Raw genomic sequence first — 14,823 nt, forward strand, 5'->3', positions numbered from 1 at the left:
CATCAAGCATAGGTGATGTATGTTAATTTGTAAAACCGTTTAATTTTATAAAATCAATTCAGCAAAACGATTAACACCCCCCGTTGCCGTGATTTTTGCTTAATAGGCGTAGTTTAAGTCGGTATAGTCGGTGAGTGATTTTTGAATATGTGCATTAATAAATTCACGTACATCTTCAGCTGTCATCGGTGCACCTTGTTTTGTAATCACGTGTTCAATTTCAGGTTGCCCTTCAATTTTAATACGATAGACAAAGTTTTTAACCACGTGATAGCGATCATCCAACTTTTCAATGCCAGTGACATAGTGGTAAGCGTGTTCAAAATTGAGATCGGTATGTGAAAACACAAACTGATCAAACAATTTGATTTTTTGGCCGTTGTCGAGCGCTTGAATATCATCCACGATGCTGGCTTCAAACTTCATGCCGTATTTTTCAGAAATAGGCTGACCATCAATCAGTAAAGACACCATGCCATCTTCTAGCGGGGTTACGGTGATGTTATTTAATTCAGTCATGTTGTTCTCTGCATCGTAAGAGTGGGATAGAAAGGCAGAAGCGTAGCGAGTGAATTCTGTTTATGCAAGATGCATACAGACAATTACTGCGGTGGCCTTTAAGTGCTTATTTTACACAAGATGAAGGTCTGAAAACTGGCAGTATGATATGCAACTTGCATAAAAAAGAAAGCTGATCTGAATTTGCTGTAGCACTGGCAGCATGAAGGCTAAGTCATGTGTGGGATAGATAATGTATTTCATATATCTATCCCGTGTGGGTGGGTTGTGATCAAGCTGTGCTATGTGTAGTGGTTATTAAGCCACTTGTGTTTGGGCTATAGTGTACTGTGATTTGGCTGCTTCCCATTGCAAAACTGGAACTGCACGGGTAATGGCCAAATTGATTCGCTCATTAAGCAGTTCACTTTGTACGGTATATTCAGGACTAAAATCGCGGTCTGTGGCATAGACACCAATAGGCAAGGTTTGTGCTTGGAAAAAACTGAATAAAGGGCGCAATTGATGTTCTAAAACCAGTGCATGTCGCTCGCTGCCACCAGACGCAGCCAATAATACAGGCACATCAATCAATGCATTTTGTTCAACAAAGTCAAAGAAATGTTTAAATAAACCTGTAAATGAAGCCCGATAGACAGGTGTTCCTACAATCAGTGCATCTGCATTTTCTACAGTAGCTAAATCGTCTTGCACTTGTTGAGGCAATTGATTGCGGTAAATTGCACCACCTAAAAGTGGCGCAATTTCACTAAATTTAATGAAATGTACCTGAATCGGGATGGCTTTGGCCAAACGCTCTACTAGGGTCTGTAACAGCGCTTCTGTTTTAGAAGGTGCATTGAGCCCCCCGGAAATGGCAACAATATTGAGCGGTTTTTGCTGAGAATATGACATGTGCTGAACAACCTAAAAATAAATTAATTTGGAATGTCACTATTAATCATGATTGGGCTGTGCACTGTAAAATAAGCAAAAGCTGTAAAGTTATCTCATTTCTAGATATGCACTCTAGGCATGGATTGGGGCTAAAAACTAAAGCATAAGTTGTTAAAATTTATATTTATATTTTATCTAAATAAGGTTTTTCGTTTATAGATGGCATATATATAAAAAAGTGATGCGTATTCAAGCAATTTAAAAAAGCTGAAAAATGACGATTTTTTGCACAAGCATAGTCATAAAAAACGGGAAGCAGACGCACAGGATTAATCCTGTGCATCAATACTTTGACCGTTCATGTGTAAGCTGTCATCGCCCATTAAATATAAATAGGCAGGCATGATTGCATCGGGTGTTGGTAAGGTTTTTGGATCTTCATCTGGATAGGCTTTGGCTCGCATGGCTGTGCGGGTCGCACCTGGATTAATGCAGTTGTAGCGAATATTCGGGTGAACTTGCTCTTTGGCAAATAATTGGCTGACTGCTTCAATCGCAATTTTAGAAACTGAATAAGCCCCCCAGCGTTCACGTGCTTCACGGCCAACCCCTGAACTGGCAAATACCACCGAGGCATGTTCTGATTTTGCCAAGAGCGGCAATAATTCCTGAGTCAAGACAAAAGGCGCACGTAAATTTACCGCCATGACATCATCCCAGACATCTGCAGGGTAATTGGCCAGCTCGGTGCGTTCACCTAAAATGCCCGCATTGTGCAAAATACCGTCTAAACGTCCGAATTGTTTCTCTAGAGTATCGACCAGCAACTCATAGTCACGTGGCGAAGCGCTAGACAGTTGCAGCGGTAAAATAGCAGGTTGTGGTGCACCTAAACTTTCAATTTCATCATAAATGATTTCAAGTTTATTGAGGGTACGACCATGCAATACCACAGTGGCCCCATGCAGGGCATAACTGAGGGCAGCGGCACGTCCAATACCATCTCCCGCACCGGTAATGAGGATAATGCGATCTTTTAACAGATCGGGGCGAGGTTGATATTCTGAGTATTTCATGGTCATCCCTCCTATATTGATTTTTTATTGGTCATGTTTTAAAGGTGATATTCGTGCTTTGACAGGTGTTATAGAATCAACTCAGGCATTGGCATTCAGGCTGCTTGATAATGTTGCGGCTTGCAGCACCAATTTGTCTAAAACCGTATGTAATTCAGCGACTGAATCCACTATACAATCTGCTTGCCACGCTGTTAAGTCATCTTTGTGTTGTAACGGTAAATAACCGTAAGCGGCCAGAATGGTGTACATATTGGCATTGCGGCCTGCATCAATATCACGTGGATGGTCGCCCACATAAATACAATCTTCAGGGGCAATTTCAATCTGTTTGGCTGCCAAATACATGGGTTCTGGGTCAGGTTTGGTGTGGCTGACATCTTCAGGGCAGACCAAAACCGCACAGCGGTCAGTTAAATTCAGTGCATTGAGTAAGGCTTCACTGAGCCAGCGCGGTTTATTGGTGACAATTCCCCACGGAATTTGATGCTGTTCCAAAGCTTCGAGCAGTGGATACATGCCCTCGAACAGATCAGTTTCTACCGCAATATCTGCGCCGTACAGGTCTAAAAAGCGTTGTCGATGCGCAAGAAATACAGGGTCATCTACCTCAAGTTCTGGATAGACCAGTTTTACCATTGCCCGTGCACCTTCAGACACCTGTGTACGAATGGCATCTGCTGCCACAATCTCACAGCCTTTGTCACGGCACATGTCTTGAATGATGCGAATAAAATCAGCAGCGGTATCAATTAAGGTGCCATCGAGGTCGAATAAAACGGCTTTCATTCTGTTGCCTCATTGACCGTGTAGACCATGTAGTTCACATCAACATTTGGTGCCAACCAATAGCGTTTAGTCAGTGGGTTGTAGTGTAAACCCGTCATATCTTTGAGTTTTAAACCCGCTTGGCGAATATCATGTGCCAATTCAGATGGTTTAATAAATTTATGATAATCGTGCGTACCTTTGGCCAGCATACGCAGCACGTATTCTGCACCAATAATGGCAAATAAGTATGATTTTGGATTGCGGTTAATGGTGGAGAAAAATACATGACCGCCCGGCTTGACCAGTTTTTGGCAGGCTTGAATAATCGAGGCCGGATCAGGTACGTGCTCTAACATTTCCATGCAAGTCACCACATCGTATTGACCAGCTTGCTCATCTACCAATTGCTCAACAGGAATTTGGCGATATTCAATATTGTGTACGCCTTCTTGTTCTGCATGCAGGCGTGCCACGTTTAAAGGTGCTTCGCCCATATCAATTCCAAGCACATTGGCACCGCGACGAGCCATGCTTTCTGCCAAAATACCACCACCACAGCCGACGTCTAGCACTTTCTTGCCTGCCAAGCCGCCTGCGTGCTCATCAATCCAGTTTAAGCGCAGTGGATTAATCATGTGCAGGGGACGGAACTCGGAATGCTGATCCCACCATATGGCTGCAAATGCTTCAAATTTGGCAATTTCTTGTGGATCAACATTCAAATGCGACATGGGTGCCACCTCAATTGGGTCGTGATAATTGGAAAAATAGATATAAACCCTAGTGTAGCGTTAATTCTAAAAAAAGCGATAAAAGCTGTAAAAAAGTTCACAGAAGGAAAACGAAATCAGCATAATTGATTTATAGTGTTGCCATACACTAAACAGAATGATTTAGAGGATTATAAACGCAATGAAAAAATTCCTTTTAGGTAGTTTGGCAACTGCCATCTTTGCTATTTCTGGTAGCACTATGGCGGCAAATTTTGTAGCAGGTAAAGATTATAGCGTTGTCGCCAACCCGGGTAAGGTTGATGTACCGGGTAAAATTGAAGTGCGTGAGTTCTTTTGGTATGGCTGTGGTCACTGCTTTACTTTAGAACCATATATGCAAACATGGTTACGCCAGTTACCTAAAGATGTGAATTTTGTGCGTACTCCTGCAGCCATGAATCCTGTTTGGGAAATGAATGCACGTGGTTATTATGTGTCTGAAGCTTTGGGTGTGCGCAAGAAAACTCACTTGCCACTTTTCCATGCCATTCATGACAAAGGTCAGCAAATTTTTGACCAACAATCACAAGCTAAATTCTTTGTGAAATATGGTGTACCTGAAGCGAAATTTAACAGCATGTTTAACTCGTTTGCGATCACCTCTAAAATTTCACAAGCTAAACAATTGGCGCGTCAGTACCAATTGACAGGTGTACCTGCGGTGGTGGTGAATGGTAAATATATCGTTCAAGGCGATAACGGCAAAGTGATTCAAGTAGTGAACTACTTGGTTGATCAAGAGCGTAAAGCTAAGAAATAAGCAGATGCAATAACAAGATGATGCAAGGCTGAATCAGCAGCGCATCGCTAAAAACCGCAATGATTGCAACGTCATTGCGGTTTTTTTAATGCAGGTTAAAAGTGTGTTGTATGTTTAATCTGCGACAGGCTGCGGACGTTGCCAGTGGCAAATGCCACGAAATAATAAATGTACTTGAGTAATGGTTTGTTGAATAAAACGCTGCTGTTGTTCAGGTAATTTTTCGGCTTCAAATTGGCGTTCTAAACCAATCCAGCTCATTGCCCAATTTAACGATAAATTAATTAAAATATTGGCCAGAATGTGAAAATCTTCAGCATGCTGAAAATGTTGTACGCTTTCGACCCGTTGTAAATCATTAGCTAAATCTTCAATTAAAAAATCAATTTCACGGGCGATGGCTTGCCGTAAAATGGTCGAACCGCCCCAGCGTTCGGCAATTAAAAAAATCCATTGTTGTGGATGTTGATCGACAGATTTAAAAAATAGGGTCAATGCCTTTTCGGTCTGTGCATCGGGTTGGTATAAATAAGCTTGTCCCAACTGATACAAAATACCTTTAATGTGCAAGGCAACTTGATCGACCAAATCTAGCCCCAACTCATCCATATCTTGAAAATGCCGATAAAATGCGGTGGGCACCAGTCCAATCTGTCGTGAAATTTCTCTTAAGCTAATGCTGCTAAATGCACGTCCTGCGCTGCTGAGTTGCAGCACTGCCTCCATAATTGCCTGACGACTTTGTTGTTTTCGTTCTTCCCGAATCGACATTGTATTTCCTGATTCTGCCAGTGCCGCGCAGTCTAACAAAAACCTGTGTTTCACGATAATACTAAAAGATGAATGAAGCCACTTTGTAAAAATACAGGCAAAATTTACCGAAACAGCACACGTCAAGCTTTGGAAAAGCGACCTGCGCTGTGGCATCTGTTATACTTGCGGGCAATTTATTTGAGCCAAAAATAAGGACACATTATGCGTATTGACCAACGAGCTTTAGATCAATTACGTGAGGTAAAAATTACCCGTAACTATACTCGCTATGCTGAAGGTTCAGTGTTGGTAGAGTTTGGTCATACCAAAGTTTTGTGTACCGCAAGTATTGATAACTCTGTACCGCGCTTTTTAAAAGGGCAGGGACAAGGTTGGGTAACTGCAGAATATGGCATGTTGCCACGTTCAACTCATACCCGTAGTGACCGTGAAGCGGCGCGTGGTAAACAAAGCGGACGTACACAGGAAATTCAGCGCTTAATTGGTCGTAGCTTGCGTGCCATGGTCGATTTGAAGAAACTGGGTGAAAACACCATTACCATTGACTGCGATGTGATTCAGGCCGATGGCGGTACCCGTACTGCAGCCATTACAGGTGCAGCAGTGGCATTGATTGATGCTATGAATGTGTTGCTGGAAAAGAAAAAAATTAAGCATGACCCATTAAAGGGTTTGGTGGCTGCAATTTCTGTGGGCATGTACCAAGACCAAGTGTTATTGGATTTGTGCTATGAAGAAGATTCAAATTGCCAAACTGATTTAAACGTGGTGATGACACAAGCAGGTGAATTTATTGAAATTCAGGGTACTGCTGAAGATAAGCCGTTTAATCGTGTGCAATGTAATGCCATGTTGGAAATGGCAGAAAAAGGTATTCAGGAATTGGTAAAAAAACAGCAGCAAGCTTTAGGTTGGTAAGCTAAGCTTTTTGATGTTTTTCTGCTGTTTAAGAGCGCATCTTCGGATGCGTTTTTTTATGGATGAGATTTAGATTGCGATAGGAAGCGTGAAGCAAAAAGCTACAATATTGCAGGATGCGTTCTTTTAAGATGGAAAACTGTATGCAAAGAGCCTGAATGAAAAGAGGAGGAAAGCATGAAACTATTGATTATTTTAATGTCTGCCATGATGTTGTTTTTAACTGCATGTGATTCACGTACTGAGCGTGAAAATGAAGACAATCGTAGTGTACTCGGTCAAGCTTCTGACAACGACAACGACAACGACAACGACAACGACAACGACAACGACAACGACAACGACAACGACAACGACAACAAGGACGATGATTAAATTCAAAATTGAGGCATAAAAAAAGGAGGCTCATTTGCCTCCTTAAAATCAATTTTTGGAAAAAATTAAGGGTGCAGATTGCACCCTTAATTTTAAAAGTAATCGTTTACGCATTAAAACGCATTGATAAATCCACAGCTTTGACATCTTTGGTTAAAACACCCATCGAAATATAATCTACGCCTGTACTAGCCACTTCACGTAAATTTTCAATGGTGATGTTGCCCGACGCTTCAAGTTTACAACGACCTGCCACATGCTTGACCGCATCAATCATTTGTTGCTGGCTAAAGTTATCCAACATCACAATATCAGCTTTGGCTTCAAGGGCTTGATTTAGTTCATCCCAAGTTTCCACTTCAACTTCTACAGGTTTGCCCGGAGCAATGGCATGTGCTTTGGCAATTGCCTGAGTAATGCCGCCTGCTGCCATAATGTGATTTTCTTTAATCAAAAAGGCATCAAATAAGCCTAAACGATGGTTTTGTCCACCACCGACCGTGACAGCATATTTTTGTGCAATGCGTAAACCCGGTAAGGTTTTACGGGTATCTAGCAGTTTGGTATTTAAGCCTTCAAGTTGTTGCACATAGGCTGCGGTTTTAGTCGCAACAGCAGACAGGGTTTGCACAAAATTCAGCGCAGGGCGTTCTACCGTTAACAGGCTGCGTGCAGAACCTGCCAATTTCAAAAAGGCTTCATTGGCAGCAACGTGGTCGCCATCATTTTTTAACCACGTGACTTGCACATTGGCATCGTATGCTTGAATCAGGGCATTTACCCACGGTTGACCTGCCAAAATCATGTCTTCACGGCTAATAATGGTGGCAGTGGCCTGCTCATCTTCAGGGGTCAATAATGCGGTAATATCACCATCGCCAATATCTTCTTGCAAGGCTTGCTGAATATTGATTTGGATGGATTGTTCAAGCAAAGCTGGAGAGATGCTCATAAGATTTTCCGTGTCGATCTTGCCCATGAAAATTGCGCGTTATATTAACACTGTTCTGCGTCAGGATGTGTTTTTTAGCCACGTTCGGGTGTAATTTAAGATGTTCATTGTCACGCGTTGGCATTAAACTGAAATTTCTGTTCTATTTTTCTATTCTAATGGTTTGGGGATTGCCTTATGCAGCATGTGCCGTCGTTTCAGGTGGTTGAGGGTCAATTACAAGGGGCAAGACAAGTCCCATCTCCGAATTTCAACGCCCGTCCGACAGACCAAGAGATTCAATTGCTGGTCATTCACAATATTAGTTTGCCGCCGTCACAATTTGGTGGTGGTTATATTGAGCAATTTTTTCAGAACCAAATGGATTGGTCGCAGCATCCTTACTTTCAGACCATTCAGGGCCTGCAGGTTTCGGCACATTTGTTGATTTTAAGAACAGGCGAGGTGCTGCAATTTGTTAATTTTGCAGATCGGGCGTGGCATGCGGGGCGTTCTAGTTATTTGGCACAGCCTGAATGTAATGACTATTCAATTGGGATTGAATTAGAGGGCAGTGATGACTTGCCTTTTGAAACAGCGCAATATCAGAGTTTGGTGCAGGTGGTACACAGTTTGCAGCAGGCCTATCCGAGTATTCAACAGCATATTGCAGGACATTCCGATATTGCACCGGGACGTAAAACTGATCCGGGGCCGTATTTTGACTGGCAGTATTTTCGTGAACAGTTATCTCAACTTAAAGCTTCGACATCACAGGAAAAATTGATCAATCAATAACAAAACTTTGTTGATGCTTTGATTACAATAGCGACTAAATTTTTAATTGGGTGGTAACGATGGCGCTTTGGCGATCGACCTTTATTGTCAGTGCAATGACCATGCTGTCACGGGTGCTAGGATTAGTCCGTGATGTGGTATTGCTGAATGTGTTTGGTGCAGGTAAAGATTTCGATACCTTTGTGGTGGCGTTTCGTATCCCCAACTTTTTCAGGCGACTGTTTGCCGAAGGGGCGTTTTCGCAGGCATTTATTCCTGTATTGACCGAATATAAAACCAGCCGCACTCATGCCGAAGTACAAATTTTAATTAGTCGGGTTTTTGGCTGTTTAATGACGGTAATGACAGGGCTAACTTTCGCCGCCATGGTGGCTGCGCCTGCGGTGATGTATATCTACGCACCGGGTTTCCATAGTGACCCTGAAAAGTTTGCGCTAGCCACCGATATGTTCCGCCTGACCATTCCTTATTTGTTGTTTATGTCGCTGACGGCATTTGCCAGCAGTATTTTGAACAGCTATGGCTCATTTACCACGCCTGCCTTTGCGCCTGTGTTGCTGAATGTGGCGATGATTGCATGTGCATTATGGCTCACACCGTACATGGCAGAGCCGATTATGGCACTGGGTTGGGCGGTGATTATCGCGGGTGCTTTACAACTTGCGATTCAAATTCCAGAACTATGGCGTAAAAAGCTGCTGATACCCCCTAAAGTTGATTTCAAGCATGAAGGGGTGGATCGGATTATGAAGCTGATGCTGCCTGCTTTATTTGGGGTATCGGTCACGCAAATTAACCTGCTACTCAACACCATTTGGGCATCTTTTATGCAGGATGGTTCGGTGTCGTGGTTGTATAGTGCGGAACGTATGACAGAGCTACCTTTGGGCTTAATTGGTGTAGCGATTGGGACGGTCATTTTACCGTCACTGTCTGCGCGTCATGCAGAACAAAATATGGATAAATTCCGCGGCATGATGGACTGGGCTGCACGGGTGATTATTTTGGTAGGTGTCCCTGCCAGTATTGCACTGTTTATGTTATCAACGCCTATTATCCAAGCCTTGTTTGAGCGTGGTCAGTTTAGTTTTAAAGATACGCAAATGACCGCTTTGGCCTTGCAATGTATGAGTGCAGGGGTGATTTCATTCATGCTGATTAAAGTCTTTGCACCGGGTTTTTATGCACAGCAAGACACCAAAACACCAGTACGTGTGGGTTTAATGGCTGTGGCTGCCAATGCGATTTTAAACGTGGTGTTTATTGGCTTCTTTAAACTGATTGACTGGCAAGCTGAACACATGGCATTGGCACTGGCATCATCAGGTTCGGCTTTGGTGAATGCAGGCATGTTGTATTTCTATTTGCATCAACGCAAGATTTTCCGTTTTGGTGCGCACTGGAAAAAACTCATGGTGCAGTTTGCAGTGGCAAATGCCGTGATGATTGCTGCGTTGTGGTATGCCTTAACTTGGTATAACGGTGATGTATCACAATGGATGCGTGTGGCAGAAGTCACTGCGCTGTGTGTGGTGGGCGTAGTGGCCTATGGGGTTGGATTGTTGGCAACGGGTTTTAGACCACGTCATTTAAAACCTTAATGAAGCGAAGTTGATCTGAAAAAATACCGCAATTTAAATTGCGGTATTTTTTTGTTTAAAGATGATGCGGCTTTGGATTATTTTACAATTTCTAAAAGTTCCACATCAAAAATAAGCGTGCTGTTTGGCTCAATTGCATCGCCTGAGCCAATTTGACCGTAGGCTAGAGCAGCAGGAATAAAGAAGCGATATTTGGCACCAACTTTCATGAGTTGTAAGCCTTCAGTCCAACCTTGAATGACTTGGCTGACCTGAAATTCTGCAGCTTGATCGCGGGCGATAGAACTGTCAAATACCGTACCATCAATTAAACGACCTTCATAATGGACTTTAACGGTAGAGGTGGCTTTGGGTGATTTGCCCGTACCTGCCTGTAAGACTTGATATTGCAAGCCAGACTTGGTGACTTTGACCCCTGCCTTTTTGGCATTATTGTTTAAAAAGGCTTGCCCAATTTTAGCATTGCTATCGGCTACTTTTTTAAGCTCAATCAGTTGTTTGGCTTCGGCTTGCTTTTTGAATTGAGTCAGCACTCGTGCCATTTCTTCATCGCTTAAACTGGCGGCTTGGTCTTGTGTTGCCATTTTTAAGCCAGCAATGAAGGCTTCGAGATCAATATCTTTTAAGGTTTCCGCATTGCTGCGCCCCATTAAATAACCAAAGCTATAACCGACCTGATCTGCAACAGGACTTTTATTGGTCACGGTTTTGGCAAAACTGCCACTGCTGAGCAGTGCGATACACACAAGGGCAAGGTGTTTTTTCATTCTTTTCGTCCTAAGACCATACAGGAGAGCCAAGCTCTCCTGAAAGGGTGATGTTGTTATTTCACTTCAATCAGTTCAACATCAAAAATTAAGGTGCTGTTGGCAGGAATCATGCCTGGTACACCTTGTTCGCCGTAGCCCAGTTTCGATGGAATATACAGCGTAGCTTTACCGCCTTCCTTCATGAGCTGTAAACCTTCAGTCCAGCCCGGAATGACTTGATTCAGTGGGAATTCAATTGGCTCACCACGTTGTACCGAGCTGTCAAATACTTTGCCATCGACCAGTTTACCCGTGTAGTGCACTTTGACCACAGAGCTTACCGTTGGCTGTTTGCCTGTGCCTTCTTTAATCACTTGATATTGCAAGCCAGAAGCTGTGGTTTGTACGCCTGCTTTTTTGCCATTTTCAGTTAAGAATGAATCACTGGCTGTTTGTGCAGCTTGCGCTTGAGTGGCTTGTTTTTGTTGCAACTCTTGCTGGAATTGCTCATAGGCTTTTTGTAATTCTTCTTCGGTGTAGGCAGGTTGTTTACGCGCATGACCTTCACGCACACCTGTTACAAAGCTGTTGATGTCTAGCTCTGGTGGGGTTTGATGTGCCACTTCATAACCCAAAGCGTAGCTGATTTTTTCAACCGCAGAAGCATTTGCCGACGCTTTAGAGGTCGCCACTGCTGGGTTTTGAGAGGCATAATAAACAGGAACAAGTGCAGCACCGCCTAAAATTACAGCAACAGCGATGGGTAAGGCTTTACTCATAGGTTTTCTCAAATTCATTTTATAGTTAAAAAAGCAGCATTCATCTTAGCAGACTTTTTCACAGACTTTTCTAGTTTGGCACGTGGCTTTGCAGCCTGTGTCGATTCAACTTTTTAATATATGCTGCTTACGCAGTTTATTCTATAACAGACTGAATATCTAAAACATTTTTTATACATAAATCTTATCAATTCAGGACTAGATGTGGGTCATTTAAGAAAAGTCAGATTGCGTTTGGGCTGTAGGTAAATTTTTATTGTAATCGCATAAATGATCAAGACAGCGTCCTGATGGGTTGTTGTCCAATAATAGGATTAACCTTCGGTTCGACCCACTTTTGTTTCGGCAAAAGTGGGCAAAACCATTGTCATCCACAAAACCTGTTTAATTCTTGTATCTCATTCATTATTTCGCAGAAACAATAATGGTCTAATGCTACGCAGGTTGTGGATGACACTTCCGAGTATCCTCATGTGATCTAGGTTTTTAGATGAGCGGTTTTACCTAAATAAAGATAGAAATATATTTGACTATCATGACTTATCTTAAAAGTCAGTCAAAGTCGGCCTTTAACACCACCCGATAGCGTGCCTTGCCCTGATGCAAATGTTCAATTGCCTGATTGATCTGTGACATCGGAAAAACTTCCACCTGTGGGGCAATCTGTTTGCGTGCGGCAAATTGTAGTAATTGACGCAGCGCTGCAGGCGAACCTGTCGATGAACCAGTAACCGATTTTGCACCGCCAATTAAGCTGCCCGCCTTAATTTGCATGGGTTCTAGCGCTACACCTAGCATGTGAATAGTGCCATGTGGTGCAAGCGTACTTAAATAAGCATTCCAGTCCAAGCTTACGTTTACCGTACTTAAAATCAGGTCAAACTTGCCACGCTGGGTTTTAAGGGCAGCAGCATCACGGCTGTTCACTACATGGTCTGCACCCATAGCCAGTAATTCTGCGGTTTTGTCTGGATTGGAACTGAACGCCGTAATTTCACAGCCCCATGCTTTTAATAATTTGATGGCGATATGCCCCAAGCCACCAATACCAATCACCGCAACATGATGTACTGCCTGAATTTGATGTTTCAAGATCGGATCAAATACGGTAATTCCACCACAGAGCAAAGGCCCTGCACTGACAGGATCGACCTCATCGGGTAATGGAATTACCCATTGCCAACCTGCACGGACTTTATCGGCAAAACCACCTGCATGTCCCACAATGGTTGCGGTAGTGCCATTGCTGCACAGCACTTGTTCGCCTGCAATACAGGCATCGCAGTGTTGGCAACTGTCTGCAGTCCAGCCAATGCCTACACGTTGCCCCACGGTTAAGCCTTTGGCCTCACTGCCTAATTGGGTAATCGTGCCAATAATTTCATGTCCTGCCACCACAGGATATACCGAGGAATGCCAGTCATTTTGAATGACTGAAAGATCGGAATGGCATAAGCCACAATATTCGACTTTGACTTCTACCTGATGCGCCTGCAATTCACCCGCATCAAATTGATAGGCTTGCAGGGCTTCACCTGCCTGCATTGCGGCATAGGCTCGAATGGTATTACTCATATTGCACCGTCCTTGTCATCGACTGACTGTATTGATTGGTGATCTTGCTGTTATGGGGTGAGCAGTTTTGAATACTAAAGCTTGGATGTTGTTTTAAAGTGACAGTGATTTTCATGGTCATCGACCATGCCCACAGCCTGCATAAAGGCATAGCAGGTGGTCGGGCCTACAAATTTAAAACCATTTTTCTTTAAGGCTTTCGACATGGTAACACTGGCGTTGGTTTGTGCAGGTGCAAGACGATAGTCAGGTACATCATTCCTAATAGGTCGCTGTGCGACAAAATCCCAAAGCCATGTCACGACGTCTATATCGGCATCTTTTAGTTTTTGCCATGCACGTGCGTTGTCACGAATTGCTTGTAATTTGCCTCGATGGCGAATTAATCCAGCATCTTGTAATTTGAGCGTAAGATCATCATCACTAAATGCGGCAATTTCAGCAATGCTGTATTGGAAAAAATGCTGACGATACGCCTCACGTTTTTTTAATACAGTAATCCAAGACAAGCCTGCTTGCTGTCCTTCCAAACACAGCATTTCAAATAAATGTGCTTCGGCAAATACAGCTTGTCCCCACTCTAAATCATGATAGGAAATATAGAGCGGATCATCGGAACACCAGCCACAGCGTTGTATCGTCATGGGTCATGCTCCTTATTGAATAGATGTGAATGGGACAGGCTTAAAGCTGAAATGCTGCCCATTGGTCATGTTGGTTATCCCAATAATATAGTTCTGCCTGTTGCAGATCGTGAAAGGAAATCCAGTTGTCTTTACCAACTTTATCTGAATAGCCTGTGCTGATGAGCAGGGCATCTTCAGTAATTTCCATGACCCAGCCTTGATGGACTTGTCCTGCCAATACAATTTTTTGTTGATTGCCAGATTCTGCAAATTCCACCAATCGATTTATCAAGGCTTCAGACATGAAATGTTCCTAACAAAATTAACGTAAATAAGGATAAGGATTGACCGCACCGCGTCCTTTACCATTTAAATAAAGTCCGTAATGCAAATGTGCGGCAGTGTGTCGGGCGTTGCCTGTATTGCCGACATAGCCAATATGCGTTCCTGCCTTGACATAATCGCCCACGTTTAAACCGCGTTTATGTCCATCCAAGTGTGCATAGTAATGCCAAGTGCCTGCAGGCCCTAATATCCAAATTACTTTACCACCTAAGCGATTATCGCGTAAGTCTGCAATTAAACCTTCTGTAGCGCTATACACTTTGCTGCCTTTGGCGGCAAGAATATCAATGCCTTCATGCAAACGTCCGCTACTACGAGATGCACCCCAAGTGTCATTCAACTGATGCGCTTTAATGCCCTGCACAGGAATGGGCAAGCGAGTTTTTAAACTCATTTGATTGAGTTTTTGCACCAAGGCAGGCGGGAGTGGGGTACTAGGACGTTTCGGTGCAGAACTACAGGCCGCAATCAATAAGGTAAAGAGTGACAGGCTTAAAACAGCAATCCATCGAAACATAAGACATCCTTGTAATGGCAGTGAAAGCAAAGATTTCATTCATCACGATGCTTGACTATG

General features: G+C 43.3%; 17 protein-coding genes and 1 pseudogene. 5 read left to right on the forward strand and 13 right to left on the reverse strand.

Going from position 1 to position 14,823, the window contains the following annotated elements; translation table 11 throughout:
- Positions 1 to 99: 99 nt before the first annotated feature.
- The 5 genes and pseudogenes from VF675_RS04175 to ubiG form a co-directional block, all read right to left on the reverse strand.
- Entirely contained in the window at positions 100 to 519 is a 420-nt protein-coding gene (locus tag VF675_RS04175; RefSeq protein ID WP_178867025.1) for a hypothetical protein, read from the reverse strand.
- A 327-nt stretch (positions 520 to 846) separates the two neighbouring features.
- Positions 847 to 1,413, reverse strand: a pseudogene (gene msuE / locus VF675_RS04180) (FMN reductase); the annotation flags it as partial.
- A 311-nt stretch (positions 1,414 to 1,724) separates the two neighbouring features.
- Positions 1,725 to 2,471 (reverse strand): YciK family oxidoreductase, encoded by a 747-nt coding sequence (locus VF675_RS04185; protein WP_440204828.1) that lies wholly within the window; start codon positions 2,469 to 2,471, stop codon positions 1,725 to 1,727.
- 81 nt (positions 2,472 to 2,552) lie between these two features.
- The gene (locus VF675_RS04190; protein WP_440204829.1) at positions 2,553 to 3,260 is read right to left on the reverse strand and encodes an HAD family hydrolase; all 708 of its coding nucleotides are present in this window, start codon (positions 3,258 to 3,260) and stop codon (positions 2,553 to 2,555) included.
- A complete protein-coding gene (ubiG, locus tag VF675_RS04195; RefSeq protein ID WP_004974063.1) occupies positions 3,257 to 3,973 on the reverse strand; it encodes a bifunctional 2-polyprenyl-6-hydroxyphenol methylase/3-demethylubiquinol 3-O-methyltransferase UbiG in 717 nt (238 codons plus the stop codon). Before ubiG ends, VF675_RS04190 begins: the two co-directional genes overlap by 4 nt.
- 181 nt (positions 3,974 to 4,154) lie before the next feature.
- On the opposite strand from ubiG, the gene VF675_RS04200 reads away from it, so the two are divergent.
- A complete protein-coding gene (locus VF675_RS04200; RefSeq protein WP_004974070.1) occupies positions 4,155 to 4,775 on the forward strand; it encodes a thiol:disulfide interchange protein DsbA/DsbL in 621 nt (206 codons plus the stop codon).
- Between the two features lie 114 nt (positions 4,776 to 4,889).
- On the opposite strand, the gene VF675_RS04205 is transcribed toward VF675_RS04200, so the two are convergent.
- Positions 4,890 to 5,546 carry a TetR family transcriptional regulator gene (locus VF675_RS04205; RefSeq protein WP_136144683.1) on the reverse strand — a complete coding sequence of 219 codons (657 nt, stop codon included), beginning with the start codon at positions 5,544 to 5,546 and terminating at the stop codon, positions 4,890 to 4,892.
- A gap of 204 nt (positions 5,547 to 5,750) precedes the next feature.
- On the opposite strand from VF675_RS04205, the gene rph reads away from it, so the two are divergent.
- Together rph and VF675_RS04215 are read left to right on the forward strand one after the other, a co-directional pair.
- Complete coding sequence (rph, locus tag VF675_RS04210; protein WP_004974074.1) at positions 5,751 to 6,467, forward strand: ribonuclease PH; 717 nt, start codon at positions 5,751 to 5,753, stop codon at positions 6,465 to 6,467.
- A gap of 177 nt (positions 6,468 to 6,644) precedes the next feature.
- On the forward strand, positions 6,645 to 6,842 hold the full coding sequence (locus VF675_RS04215; protein WP_042068620.1) for a hypothetical protein: 198 nt from the start codon (positions 6,645 to 6,647) through the stop codon (positions 6,840 to 6,842).
- Between the two features lie 106 nt (positions 6,843 to 6,948).
- Here VF675_RS04215 and nadC read toward each other — a convergent pair whose 3' ends face one another.
- On the reverse strand, positions 6,949 to 7,794 hold the full coding sequence (gene nadC, locus VF675_RS04220; RefSeq protein WP_004974082.1) for a carboxylating nicotinate-nucleotide diphosphorylase: 846 nt from the start codon (positions 7,792 to 7,794) through the stop codon (positions 6,949 to 6,951).
- Between the two features lie 177 nt (positions 7,795 to 7,971).
- Here nadC and ampD point away from each other — a divergent pair, with 177 nt between their 5' ends.
- Both ampD and murJ read left to right on the forward strand, forming a co-directional pair.
- Complete coding sequence (ampD, locus tag VF675_RS04225) at positions 7,972 to 8,571, forward strand: 1,6-anhydro-N-acetylmuramyl-L-alanine amidase AmpD (RefSeq protein ID WP_004974083.1); 600 nt, start codon at positions 7,972 to 7,974, stop codon at positions 8,569 to 8,571.
- 50 nt (positions 8,572 to 8,621) lie between these two features.
- Positions 8,622 to 10,172 (forward strand): murein biosynthesis integral membrane protein MurJ, encoded by a 1,551-nt coding sequence (gene murJ, locus VF675_RS04230; protein WP_440204830.1) that lies wholly within the window; start codon positions 8,622 to 8,624, stop codon positions 10,170 to 10,172.
- A gap of 77 nt (positions 10,173 to 10,249) precedes the next feature.
- Here murJ and VF675_RS04235 read toward each other — a convergent pair whose 3' ends face one another.
- The 6 genes from VF675_RS04235 to VF675_RS04260 form a co-directional block, all read right to left on the reverse strand.
- A complete protein-coding gene (locus tag VF675_RS04235) occupies positions 10,250 to 10,939 on the reverse strand; it encodes an FKBP-type peptidyl-prolyl cis-trans isomerase (RefSeq protein ID WP_004974089.1) in 690 nt (229 codons plus the stop codon).
- 56 nt (positions 10,940 to 10,995) lie between these two features.
- A complete protein-coding gene (locus VF675_RS04240) occupies positions 10,996 to 11,700 on the reverse strand; it encodes an FKBP-type peptidyl-prolyl cis-trans isomerase (RefSeq protein ID WP_440204831.1) in 705 nt (234 codons plus the stop codon).
- A 552-nt stretch (positions 11,701 to 12,252) separates the two neighbouring features.
- Positions 12,253 to 13,275, reverse strand: a complete 1,023-nt coding sequence (gene ahr, locus VF675_RS04245; RefSeq protein WP_004974093.1) for an NADPH-dependent aldehyde reductase Ahr — start codon at positions 13,273 to 13,275, stop codon at positions 12,253 to 12,255.
- 74 nt (positions 13,276 to 13,349) lie between these two features.
- Positions 13,350 to 13,919: a DNA-3-methyladenine glycosylase I gene (locus tag VF675_RS04250; RefSeq protein ID WP_286380999.1), complete on the reverse strand. Its 570-nt coding sequence runs from the start codon at positions 13,917 to 13,919 to the stop codon at positions 13,350 to 13,352.
- Between the two features lie 40 nt (positions 13,920 to 13,959).
- Complete coding sequence (locus VF675_RS04255; RefSeq protein WP_104852758.1) at positions 13,960 to 14,205, reverse strand: hypothetical protein; 246 nt, start codon at positions 14,203 to 14,205, stop codon at positions 13,960 to 13,962.
- Positions 14,206 to 14,223: 18 nt separating this feature from the next.
- Complete coding sequence (locus VF675_RS04260; RefSeq protein ID WP_131261236.1) at positions 14,224 to 14,763, reverse strand: M23 family metallopeptidase; 540 nt, start codon at positions 14,761 to 14,763, stop codon at positions 14,224 to 14,226.
- Between the last annotated feature and the right edge of the window lie 60 nt (positions 14,764 to 14,823).

Origin of the sequence: Acinetobacter sp. Lyrl_1 (assembly GCF_051948795.1) — a bacterium.
Classification (GTDB): Bacteria; Pseudomonadota; Gammaproteobacteria; order Pseudomonadales; family Moraxellaceae; genus Acinetobacter; species Acinetobacter towneri.

Bases quoted from the DNA above. Each gene is read 5' to 3' on its own strand.
- VF675_RS04205 (WP_136144683.1), bottom strand. From the start codon at position 5,546: ATGTCGATTCGGGAAGAACGAAAACAACAAAGTCGTCAGGCAATTATG.
- VF675_RS04240 (WP_440204831.1), bottom strand. From the start codon at position 11,700: ATGAGTAAAGCCTTACCCATCGCTGTTGCTGTAATTTTAGGCGGTGCT.
- VF675_RS04215 (WP_042068620.1), top strand. From the start codon at position 6,645: ATGAAACTATTGATTATTTTAATGTCTGCCATGATGTTGTTTTTAACT.
- ahr (WP_004974093.1), bottom strand. From the start codon at position 13,275: ATGAGTAATACCATTCGAGCCTATGCCGCAATGCAGGCAGGTGAAGCC.
- rph (WP_004974074.1), top strand. From the start codon at position 5,751: ATGCGTATTGACCAACGAGCTTTAGATCAATTACGTGAGGTAAAAATT.
- ubiG (WP_004974063.1), bottom strand. From the start codon at position 3,973: ATGTCGCATTTGAATGTTGATCCACAAGAAATTGCCAAATTTGAAGCA.
- VF675_RS04185 (WP_440204828.1), bottom strand. From the start codon at position 2,471: ATGAAATACTCAGAATATCAACCTCGCCCCGATCTGTTAAAAGATCGC.
- VF675_RS04250 (WP_286380999.1), bottom strand. From the start codon at position 13,919: ATGACGATACAACGCTGTGGCTGGTGTTCCGATGATCCGCTCTATATT.
- VF675_RS04260 (WP_131261236.1), bottom strand. From the start codon at position 14,763: ATGTTTCGATGGATTGCTGTTTTAAGCCTGTCACTCTTTACCTTATTG.
- VF675_RS04200 (WP_004974070.1), top strand. From the start codon at position 4,155: ATGAAAAAATTCCTTTTAGGTAGTTTGGCAACTGCCATCTTTGCTATT.
- VF675_RS04175 (WP_178867025.1), bottom strand. From the start codon at position 519: ATGACTGAATTAAATAACATCACCGTAACCCCGCTAGAAGATGGCATG.
- VF675_RS04235 (WP_004974089.1), bottom strand. From the start codon at position 10,939: ATGAAAAAACACCTTGCCCTTGTGTGTATCGCACTGCTCAGCAGTGGC.
- ampD (WP_004974083.1), top strand. From the start codon at position 7,972: ATGCAGCATGTGCCGTCGTTTCAGGTGGTTGAGGGTCAATTACAAGGG.
- nadC (WP_004974082.1), bottom strand. From the start codon at position 7,794: ATGAGCATCTCTCCAGCTTTGCTTGAACAATCCATCCAAATCAATATT.
- VF675_RS04255 (WP_104852758.1), bottom strand. From the start codon at position 14,205: ATGTCTGAAGCCTTGATAAATCGATTGGTGGAATTTGCAGAATCTGGC.
- VF675_RS04190 (WP_440204829.1), bottom strand. From the start codon at position 3,260: ATGAAAGCCGTTTTATTCGACCTCGATGGCACCTTAATTGATACCGCT.